The sequence below is a fragment of the Clostridium sp. MCC353 genome, assembly GCF_018785315.1.
In the GTDB taxonomy this organism is placed as follows: domain Bacteria; phylum Bacillota; class Clostridia; order Lachnospirales; family Lachnospiraceae; genus CHH4-2.
Genome location: NZ_WQPN01000067.1, coordinates 52,862 through 62,951, shown reverse-complemented (window position 1 = coordinate 62,951; position 10,090 = coordinate 52,862). Strand labels below are relative to the sequence as shown.

Below are 10,090 nucleotides of genomic sequence, written 5' to 3'. Positions count from 1 at the left end.
GTCTTTTTCCGTCCCTGGAGCCTTAGTTTCACTTACGGTTGGAAGCCGGTTTTCATCGCCAACGGATTCCGCTCCGCCCGATGCCAGCCATCCAAGCGGGCCTCCGCCCCCGTCCGTCCCCATCCCCAGGATTCGCGGCGTAACTTACTCGACTAAATAAAGATTATTCCCCCCCTAAAAAACTACAAAGGATGCACCATATTCTCCGGTTTCACATAGGCGTCAAATTCCTCTGCCTTCAATAATCCCAGAGCTGCAGCCGCCTCTTTCAGCGTGATCCCTTCTTTATAGGCCAGCTTTGCAATTTTGGCAGCATTTTCATAGCCTACGTAAGGGTTGAGAGCGGTGACCAGCATCAGTGACTGGTCGAGGTATTCTTTGATCTTTTTCTCATTTGGCCGGATTCCTACTGCACAGTTATTGTTAAACGATACGATAGCGCCTGAAAGCAGGGAAACGGACTGGAGGAAATTATAAATGCAGACCGGCATATATACATTCAGCTCAAAATTGCCCTGGGAAGCCGCAAAACCGACGGCCACATCATTGGCAATTACCTGGCAGGCCACCATGGTCATGGCTTCACATTGGGTTGGATTTACTTTTCCCGGCATAATAGAGCTTCCCGGTTCATTTTCCGGAATTAACAGTTCGCCGATTCCACAGCGCGGGCCGCTGGATAACAGCCTCACGTCATTGGCTATTTTAAGCAGATTCGCAGCCAGGGCTTTCAAGGCGCCGTGGGCGAATACAAGAGCGTCCTTGCTGGTAAGGGAGTGGAATTTGTTGTCCGCTGTTTTAAAGCATTTTCCGGTGAGTTTTGAGATTTCTGCTGCGGAAGATTCACCGAAATCAGCCGGGGCATTTAACCCTGTTCCTACGGCGGTTCCTCCTAATGCTAGCTCCCTCCCCCCGTCCAAAGAAGTTACGATCATGGTTCTGGTTTTGATGAGCATTTCTTTCCATCCGCTGATCTCCTGTCCCAGAGTGAGGGGAGTTGCGTCCTGTAGATGGGTTCTTCCGGTTTTGATGATTCCTGCGTATGCCTGCTCCAAACGGTCAAATGTGGCAGTCAGCAAGTCTATGGCAGGGAGCAGCTTGTCCTCGATTTCAACAACTGCCGCTATATGCATCGCCGTCGGAAATGTATCATTGGAGCTCTGGGATTTGTTCACATGGTCATTGGGATGGACCTTCTTCTCCCCAAGCATCTCATTGGCACGGTTGGCGATCACTTCATTCAAATTCATGTTGGACTGTGTACCGCTTCCCGTCTGCCATACAACCAACGGAAAATGGTCGTCCAGTTTTCCTGCATAGACCTCGTCACAGGCCGCGCAGATCGCTTCCGCCAGGCTGTGCTCTAATTTTCCTGACTTTTCATTGGCAATTGCAGCCGCTTTCTTTAAAATGGCAAAAGCGCGGATCACTTCCAACGGTATCTTTTCGGTTCCAATCTTAAAATTCTCAAAGCTTCTCTGGGTCTGCGCTCCCCAATAACGGTCGGCAGGCACTTTCACCTCTCCCATGGTATCGTGTTCAATTCTGTACTCCATTTTTCCTCCATTCCGCCTTTCTGTATTTCCGGCTCTGTATCCTAATTGCTGGTTTTTCAATTGATTATACTACACCTGACCGGATTTTTCCACACTTGCATAATCAACGCATTTCCTATAAAATAGTACCATGATGAAATCAAAAAGCAAATCCATCAGATCATTACAAACAGATAAGAAATGAGAGGTCATTATGAAAATTATCGTTATTGACGGCCAGGGCGGAAAAATGGGAAAATCCATTATTGAACAGTTAAAAAAATCCCATCCCGATCTGGAGCTGATCGCCATAGGAACCAACAGCATTGCCACCGCCGCCATGCTGAAAGCAGGCGCGGATTATGGAGCCACAGGGGAAAATCCTGCCATTGTCAACAGCCAGGATGCGGATGTTATCATCGGTCCCATCGGCATTGTTATTGCCAATTCCCTGTTGGGAGAGATCACCCCTGCCATGGCTGCTTCCATCGGTTCCAGCCATGCCCATAAAATACTGATACCGGTGAACCGGTGCAACCACCATGTGGTAGGCTGCAAACAGTTGTCCTCCGGAGATTATATAAGAGAATCCATTGAATATCTGGACAGCTTTATCTCCTCCCGCAGCCAGAGATAGCGGCGGACAAGACAGTTAACATCACATAAAAAAGCTGGGATTAAGCGGTACTGTCACGCTTAATTCCAGCTTTTTCATGCTATAAAACAAAATCCGCAGCGGCCCGTATCATTCCAGCCAGTTCTTTAAACCTCATCATAAATCTTCTGCAGGTACTCCACATCACTGTGATAACGTCCTGCATTAGAATTCTCCAGCAGCATGGTCACATACGGTTTATTTTCCTTCAGGTATTTCAGCACCGGTTTGTAATTAAACATCCCCTCACCCACATGGGCAAATTTGGGCCTTCCGTTATCCAACACAAAATCCTTTACATGCACCATAGTAATCCTGTCCCCATAAAATGACAGCGCACGCTCTACGATCTCTTCCTGCTTCATATAATTTTCACTGCTGATTAAATTCACAGGATCGAAAATAGCCTCAACATTGGGAGAATTGATGTCATCCAGAAAACGTTTCATCATCTCAGGACAGTACAATGTATGGTTATGGACTGCTTCCACGCCTACAATCATCCCTAATTTTTCGGCAGCGCTTACAATTTCTCTCATGCTTTTTAAGAACAGCTGATAGCAGCCTTCCGTAAAAGTATACGGAGCCAGATCATAGTTCACATCGTAACGGCCCGTCTCCGTGCCCACCATATCGGCTCCGATCGCTTTGGCGTATTTCAAATGCTCGATAAATTTATGAACTTCCGCCATCCTTCTGGTTTCATCCGGGTTCACCGGATTGATATAGCAGCCCAGAATCGCCACATGGATTCCCCGCTCCTTTAACTTATTGCCGATCATACGGCCAAATCCAGGGGAATAATGGCCATAGTTAAAATCATATCCTGTAATTGATTTGCCAAATGCAAGCTGGATCTGGTCCACCCCATTTGCCTTTACAGCATCAAAAACCGTATCAAAATCGCCCTTGGGGCAAAGATCATGACATCTCATTCCATAGTTCATTTTAAATTACCGCCTTTTTCTTATACAAAATCTTTTCTCATAGGAGTAAAAATATCCAAAAGCATGGTTTCTTCTAAAGCTACTACGCCATGAGGAACATCCGGGGCCACATAATAGGTATCTCCTGCCACCAGAACCTTATCTTCCTTTCCCTCTTCCTGGAATAAAAGAGAACCGGAAATCAAATAACCAATCTGCTCATGAGGATGGCTGTGTTTTGCTCCAACTGCTCCTTTGTCAAAATGGAGCTCTACCGACATCAGATTCTCACTGTAGGCCAGCACTTTACGAACAACGCCGCCGCCCAGATCCGTCAATTCAATGTTTTTGTTTTCTACATACATAATCCATTCTCCTTTTTTGTAAGTATTTACAATTAATTTTATCATACATTAGACGAAATGCAAGTAAAAGAATTCCATAAATGGAAGCGTTAAACCTCCAGAATAAAAAATACCGCCCCATGACATTCTCTGTCACAGGACGGCGCATTTCTATCTTTATATCATATTATTCGTCAATGCTGTAGTTTGGCGCTTCCTTGGTGATATGGATATCATGAGGATGGCTTTCCTTCAAAGAAGCGGCTGAAATCTTCACAAATCTGCCGTTCTCCTGTAATGCTGGAATCGTCTGCGCTCCGCAGTATCCCATACCGGAACGAAGGCCGCCCAGCATCTGGAATACGGTGTCTTCCACAAGGCCTTTGTAAGCCACACGGCCTTCCACGCCTTCCGGAACCAGTTTCTTGGCATCCGACTGGAAGTATCTGTCCTTGCTTCCGTTTTCCATGGCTGCGATGGAACCCATGCCGCGGTAAACTTTATATTTTCTTCCCTGATATAATTCAAATGTTCCCGGGCTCTCGTCACAGCCTGCAAACAGGCTTCCCATCATACAAACGCTACCGCCGGCTGCAATCGCCTTTGTCAGGTCTCCAGAATACTTAATTCCGCCGTCTGCAATAATCGGAATACCATACTCTTTCGCCACCGCATAGCAGTCCATGATCGCGCTGATCTGTGGAACTCCGATACCGGCAACCACACGGGTGGTACAAATGGAACCAGGGCCAATACCGACCTTAACCGCATCCACACCAGCTTCAATCAGGGCTTTCGCCGCCTCTCCGGTTGCCACATTGCCTGCGATAACCTGAAGATCCGGATAGTTTTCCTTAATCATCTTCACACAGCGGATTACATTGGCCGAATGTCCATGAGCGGAATCCAGCACAACCACATCAACCTTAGCATCTACAAGAGCCGATACCCGGTCCAGCACATTGGCTGTAATGCCTACCGCAGCGCCGCAGAGAAGTCTTCCCTGTCCGTCTTTGGCTGAAAATGGATACTTAATCTGTTTTTCAATATCCTTGATTGTAATCAGGCCCTTTAAGTTAAAGTCATCATCCACGATCGGGAGTTTTTCCACTCTGGCTTTCGCAAGAATCTTCTTAGCCTCCATCAGCGTGATCCCTTCCTTAGCGGTAACCAAGTGCTCGGAAGTCATACATTCCTTAATCTTTCTGGAAAAGTCCTCTTCAAATTTGAGGTCGCGGTTGGTGATAATTCCCACCAGCTTTTTACCTTCCGTAATCGGAACGCCGGAAATTCTGAATTTTCCCATCAGTTCATCTGCATCTTTCAATGTATGTTCCGGGGATAAATAAAATGGGTCTGTGATAACGCCGTTTTCCGAACGCTTTACCTTATCTACCTCTTCCGCCTGTGCTTCGATGGACATATTCTTATGAATAATTCCAATACCGCCCTGTCTCGCCATAGCAATGGCCATTCTATGCTCGGTAACCGTATCCATACCGGCACTCATCAGCGGAATGTTCAATTTAATTTTTTTAGTCAGGTATGTGGTCAGATCAACTTGATTGGGAATTACCTCTGAATACGCCGGAACCAAGAGGACATCATCAAAAGTAATGCCTTCACCAATAATTGTACCCATTAATTTTTCCTCTCTTTCTTGTAGTGTTTATTAATTTTATTAATAACTGTGTTGCTGTTAGTTATTAAGTCTAGCAAATTTTAGATTGCTTGTCAAACACATTTTTACACTTTTTGTCCGCGGGACAGATAACATAGAAGAGAGAATCTTTATTTAGGGTTATTGGCAATAGTGACGCCGTGAATCGTGGGAACGGGGGCGGACAGGGCCTGCGGGGCAGGGAACCGGCTTCCAACCGTAAGTGGTTCTAGGACTGCAAGGGCGGACAGAGGCGGTGCGGCGCCCATTCGAGGTGAACTCTGTGTGGACTTCACCTCTCAGTGGGCGCCTCAGAAACTGATTCGGTTTTCAGTTTCTGCCCGCCTCTGTCCGCCCTTGCAGACCAAGAACCACTAAACGGTTTCCAGACGGCCCCCTGCCCCGCAGGCCCTGTCCGCCCCCGTTCCCACGATTCACGGCTGGGTACTGGCGGAATAAGGAGGAAATAAAGATTGGTGGAGAGGGAATATAAAAGACGAGAGCTTACTTGATTGAATGGGGGGATTGGGAATTTGTGGAGAATGTGACATGAGGATTTGATGTGAATGACGTGGGGATTTACATTAAAACGTTAAGGCATTTTCGAAAATGCCTTGAGGGTTGATGTAAAAAAATGGACACCGTATAAAATCCCCCCTTCTGATAAATCCTCACCTGCACCTAAATTACGTTTCATAAACTTGGCCTGAGAAAACCAGCAGGGAAGCGGTGCGAGGCGGCGGCCGGAGGGCCGGACGTTGGGAACCGGACGGGCGGAGTGGAATCCGGCGGGGATGAAAGCCGTCTGGAAACCGTTAGGGAAACTTAGGCTGCAGGGCTGGAAAAAGACGGGCAGAAACTGAAGACCAAATCAGTTTCTGAGATGCCCACTGAACGGTAAACTCCCATAAAGAGTTTACCGTGAATGGGCATCGGACCGTCTTTTTCCAGCCCTGTGGCCTTAGTTTCCCTTACGGTTGGAAGCCGGTTTTCATCCCCGCCGGATTCCACTCCGCCGTCCGGTTCCCAACGTCCGGCCCTCCGGCCGCCGCCTCGCACCGCTTCCCTGCGTAACTTTCGCCTCCAAAGTAGCCTTTGCTAATTAATCCCCAATTCCTCTTTCATCAACTGCCCCAGAATCTTGATTCCCTCCACAATCTCCAGCTCTTCCGGCGTGGAGAAATTCATGCGGAACGAGTGGCAGGGCGCTTCTGCATCGGGGAAAAATACATCGCCGGGCACCAATGCAACGGTTCTGTCCAACGCCTTTTTCACAAATTCCGTCATATCAATGGAATCCGGAAGCGTGACCCATAAAAACATTCCTCCCTCAGGAGTGATATAAGAGACTTCCCGGGGAAAATAAGATTTGATGGCGTCCAGCATGATTTCGGATTTTTTTCCATAGATGGAACGCAGTTTTCCGATGTAAAAATCCATATTGCAGTTTTTTAGGATCTCCGCGCAGATTTTCTGGCTCCATACCGTGCTGTGTACATCGTTAAGCATCTTGGCCTTTATCACCTTCTGGGCCACGGGCGCGGGGGCGGACATGGCTGCTACGCGGATGCCGGGCGCAATGATCTTGGAAAAGCTGCCTGCATACACCACGATTCCCTCTTGATCCAGGCTCTTAATGGACGGAACTTCCTCTCCGGCAAATCTCAGTTCTCCATAAGGGTTGTCCTCCAGAATTATGGTCCCGTATTTTGCACATAATTCATAAATCCCTTTTCTCTTTTCAAAAGAAGTGGTCACCCCTGTGGGGTTTTGGAAATCGGGAATTACATAGAATAATTTGGGCGTCGGCTTAGCCGCCAGTTTCTGTTCCAGCTCATTTAGATTCACACCGTCTTCTTCCAGCGTTACCCCTTCTACAACGGCACCATTGCTGCGAAATGCGCTCATTGCCACCATAAATGTGGGCGCTTCCACCAAAACCCGGTCCCCGTCATTACACAGCACTTTTGACAGCAGATCCATGATCTGGGCGCTTCCGCTGGTGATCACAAGCTGGTCCCTGGCGCTGACTTTGATCTCTTTCCGGTTCAAAAACTCCCTGGCTGCCTGTAAAAGTTCAGGACATCCCTCCGTCACAGAATACTGCAGGATTCCAATGGGATCATGTTCCAGCATTCTTCTGGATATTCCTTTTATTGTCTCCACCTGAAACGCTTCTGCGGCCGGATTCCCGCCGGAAAATTTTTTAAGTCCCGGTGTTCCCATCAATTTTAATATATTATCAGCCGACGACGGCTTGACTGCATTGATTCTGTCTGAAAATTGATACTCCATCTGATCCCATTCTCCCTTTAACATTTAAAATTTATAGGAAAATCCATACAGGCGTCTCCAAACATTTTGATATGTTTCAAATTGCTTGACGTTATTCAGATTGGGGGAAGCCTGATCAACACAGGTTCTGTTAAAAAACTGTCAAAAAAGCAAAAAACGAAAAGGAAAAAACCCTTTCGTTTTTATGGATGCCTGTATGAAATTTTCTCACGTGGTAAATTATAGTATAGAATTTTGGCAATTGCAACCATTAATTTAAGTATTCTGACGAAACAAGTCCGGATGTCCATCCGATGCTTGTTAACCGGCTTTTTCGGGCAAGAAGATCAGCCGTCTGAGCGGCTGCATTCCTCTCAGCTCTTATCATCAAAAATCGATTGCGCAGGATTATCCCTGATAAAAGTTACTGTACAATCTTTCTGGGGCTCACCTGCTTCATGCAATGAAGCATCCTGTCATTCGGTTCAAATATAACTTTTGTGGTATTGCCGCCTGACTTGTTAATTAAAGCATATGTTTTAGCGCCGGCCTGTCCTGAAGAATAATCCACAACCTTCATATCTGATGTCTCATAATCTTTCAGCACATAGGAATCAGAAGGCGCTACGATCTGGATTGTTTCCATCGTTCCTTCCCACGCCTGTTTTCTTCTTGCGCGTCCCATAATCTTATCAATGGACAACTGCCCGTTCACAAAGAGATATTCAAATTCCAAATTCAGATTCTGGAATACAAAATAAGAGATACCTCCAACCACTAATAACGCGATCACGCCTAAAACAGTTGTTAAAGCCAGAAATACAGAAAAAATACATAATACGATCATAACTGCCTTTACGGCAATTGCGTACACCGGCGGTTTTCTCTTAACCAGCCACTCTGAGTATGCTTCATTCATAGGTAAATTCCCTTTCTCCATATAAAACAGAAATAAAGTAGGAAAAGGGATCTGCACATGCAGGACATGGCAGATCCCTTTTCTTACATGCTACTCTGCTTTACGTTATTACATCATTCCCATTCCGCCGCCAGCCGGCATCGCAGGAGTTTCCTCTTTTATATTAGCAACAACGGATTCAGTTGTCAACAGAGTTGATGCAACACTTGTCGCATTTTGAAGTGCGCTTCTTGTAACCTTGGCAGGATCAAGAATACCGGCACTGATCATATCTACATATTCTTCTTTGTACGCATCGAAACCTACGCCTACTTCAGCTTCTGCTACCTTATTGATGATAACAGAACCTTCCAGGCCTGCATTGGCAACAATGTGATATAATGGGGATTCCAGAGCTTTCAGGATGATCTTACCGCCTGTCTTCTCATCGCCTTCCAGAGTATCAACCACCTTAGCAACATCCTTAGCCGCATGAACATAAGCAGAACCGCCGCCAGCGATGATTCCTTCTTCCACTGCCGCTCTTGTAGCTGCCAGAGCGTCTTCCATTCGCAGCTTCGCTTCCTTCATCTCTGTTTCAGTAGCCGCTCCAACACGGATAACAGCTACGCCGCCAGCCAGTTTCGCAAGTCTTTCCTGTAATTTCTCTTTATCAAATTCAGAGGTTGTTTCCTCGATCTGAGCTCTGATCTGTGCAACTCTTGAAGAGATATCAGCTTTATCGCCGCAGCCGTCTACGATGATTGTATTCTCTTTCTGAACTTTTACAGATTTTGCACGGCCTAACTGATCCATGGTTGTCTCTTTTAAGTCTAATCCCAGTTCTTCAGAAATAACAGTACCGCCTGTTAAGATAGCGATATCTTTTAACATCTCTTTTCTTCTGTCGCCGTAGCCTGGAGCCTTAACTCCTACTACAGTGAAGGTTCCTCTTAATTTGTTAACGATCAGAGTGGTAAGAGCTTCGCCTTCGATATCTTCAGCAATGATTAAAAGCTTGGAACCGGACTGCACGATCTGTTCCAGAACAGGAAGGATTTCCTGGATGTTGGAGATCTTCTTATCTGTGATCAGGATATACGGATCATCCAGGTTGGCTTCCATCTTATCCATATCGGTGCACATATAAGCGGAAACATAACCGCGGTCAAACTGCATACCTTCAACTAAGTCAAGCTCAGTCTTCATGGTCTTGGACTCTTCAATTGTGATAACGCCGTCATTGGAAACTTTCTCCATAGCGTCCGCAACTAATTCACCAACTTCATCATCCGATGCGGAAATTGCCGCTACTCTGGCGATCTGGGTTTTTCCGCTGATCGGCTGGCTCATTCTGGCAATCGCTTCAACTGCTGCTTCCGTCGCTTTTTTCATACCTTTTCTCAATACGATCGGATTAGCTCCTGCTGCCAGGTTCTTCATACCTTCATTAATCATAGCCTGAGCTAAAACAGTTGCTGTTGTCGTACCGTCACCGGCAACATCGTTGGTCTTGGTAGCCACTTCTTTAACAAGCTGAGCGCCCATGTTCTCAAATGCATCTTCCAGTTCGATCTCTTTTGCGATTGTTACACCATCATTGGTAATAAGGGGTGCGCCAAAAGATTTATCCAGAACTACGTTTCTTCCTTTCGGTCCCAATGTCACGCGGACAGTATCTGCCAGCTGGTTAACACCGCTTTCAAGAGCTTTTCTTGCTTCTACACCATATTTGATCTGTTTTGCCATGATTTCATTCCTCCAATATCTATATTTTCAGGTCTGCCTCTGCAAATCC

Annotated in this window: 9 protein-coding genes; 1 reads left to right on the top strand and 8 read right to left on the bottom strand. The window is 46.4% G+C overall.

Annotated features, from left to right (window positions below; all coding sequences use genetic code 11):
* Positions 1-182 precede the first annotated feature (182 nt).
* A complete protein-coding gene (gene fumC, locus GPL15_RS13805) occupies positions 183-1,556 on the bottom strand; it encodes a class II fumarate hydratase (RefSeq protein ID WP_215699258.1) in 1,374 nt (457 codons plus the stop codon).
* Between the two features lie 193 nt (positions 1,557-1,749).
* Here fumC and GPL15_RS13800 point away from each other — a divergent pair, with 193 nt between their 5' ends.
* Positions 1,750-2,172: a DUF3842 family protein gene (locus tag GPL15_RS13800; RefSeq protein WP_215699257.1), complete on the top strand. Its 423-nt coding sequence runs from the start codon at positions 1,750-1,752 to the stop codon at positions 2,170-2,172.
* A gap of 125 nt (positions 2,173-2,297) precedes the next feature.
* On the opposite strand, the gene GPL15_RS13795 is transcribed toward GPL15_RS13800, so the two are convergent.
* The 7 genes from GPL15_RS13795 to groL all read right to left on the bottom strand — a co-directional run bounded on the left by GPL15_RS13795 (position 2,298) and on the right by groL (position 10,041).
* Positions 2,298-3,137, bottom strand: a complete 840-nt coding sequence (locus GPL15_RS13795) for a sugar phosphate isomerase/epimerase family protein (RefSeq protein WP_215699256.1) — start codon at positions 3,135-3,137, stop codon at positions 2,298-2,300.
* Between the two features lie 20 nt (positions 3,138-3,157).
* The gene (locus GPL15_RS13790; protein WP_103227055.1) at positions 3,158-3,481 is read right to left on the bottom strand and encodes a cupin domain-containing protein; all 324 of its coding nucleotides are present in this window, start codon (positions 3,479-3,481) and stop codon (positions 3,158-3,160) included.
* Between the two features lie 166 nt (positions 3,482-3,647).
* Positions 3,648-5,102: an IMP dehydrogenase gene (gene guaB, locus GPL15_RS13785; protein WP_215699255.1), complete on the bottom strand. Its 1,455-nt coding sequence runs from the start codon at positions 5,100-5,102 to the stop codon at positions 3,648-3,650.
* An 843-nt stretch (positions 5,103-5,945) separates the two neighbouring features.
* Positions 5,946-6,179, bottom strand: coding sequence for a hypothetical protein (locus GPL15_RS13780; RefSeq protein WP_215699254.1), 234 nt, complete (start codon positions 6,177-6,179; stop codon positions 5,946-5,948).
* 39 nt (positions 6,180-6,218) lie between these two features.
* Positions 6,219-7,415, bottom strand: a complete 1,197-nt coding sequence (locus GPL15_RS13775) for a PLP-dependent aminotransferase family protein (RefSeq protein ID WP_215699253.1) — start codon at positions 7,413-7,415, stop codon at positions 6,219-6,221.
* 403 nt (positions 7,416-7,818) lie between these two features.
* A complete protein-coding gene (locus GPL15_RS13770; RefSeq protein WP_215699252.1) occupies positions 7,819-8,313 on the bottom strand; it encodes a DUF6106 family protein in 495 nt (164 codons plus the stop codon).
* A gap of 108 nt (positions 8,314-8,421) precedes the next feature.
* Positions 8,422-10,041, bottom strand: a complete 1,620-nt coding sequence (gene groL / locus GPL15_RS13765) for a chaperonin GroEL (RefSeq protein ID WP_215699251.1) — start codon at positions 10,039-10,041, stop codon at positions 8,422-8,424.
* Between the last annotated feature and the right edge of the window lie 49 nt (positions 10,042-10,090).

Bases quoted from the DNA above. Each gene is read 5' to 3' on its own strand.
- fumC (WP_215699258.1), bottom strand. From the start codon at position 1,556: ATGGAGTACAGAATTGAACACGATACCATGGGAGAGGTGAAAGTGCCT.
- GPL15_RS13800 (WP_215699257.1), top strand. From the start codon at position 1,750: ATGAAAATTATCGTTATTGACGGCCAGGGCGGAAAAATGGGAAAATCC.
- GPL15_RS13795 (WP_215699256.1), bottom strand. From the start codon at position 3,137: ATGAACTATGGAATGAGATGTCATGATCTTTGCCCCAAGGGCGATTTT.
- GPL15_RS13790 (WP_103227055.1), bottom strand. From the start codon at position 3,481: ATGTATGTAGAAAACAAAAACATTGAATTGACGGATCTGGGCGGCGGC.
- guaB (WP_215699255.1), bottom strand. From the start codon at position 5,102: ATGGGTACAATTATTGGTGAAGGCATTACTTTTGATGATGTCCTCTTG.
- GPL15_RS13775 (WP_215699253.1), bottom strand. From the start codon at position 7,415: ATGGAGTATCAATTTTCAGACAGAATCAATGCAGTCAAGCCGTCGTCG.
- GPL15_RS13770 (WP_215699252.1), bottom strand. From the start codon at position 8,313: ATGAATGAAGCATACTCAGAGTGGCTGGTTAAGAGAAAACCGCCGGTG.
- groL (WP_215699251.1), bottom strand. From the start codon at position 10,041: ATGGCAAAACAGATCAAATATGGTGTAGAAGCAAGAAAAGCTCTTGAA.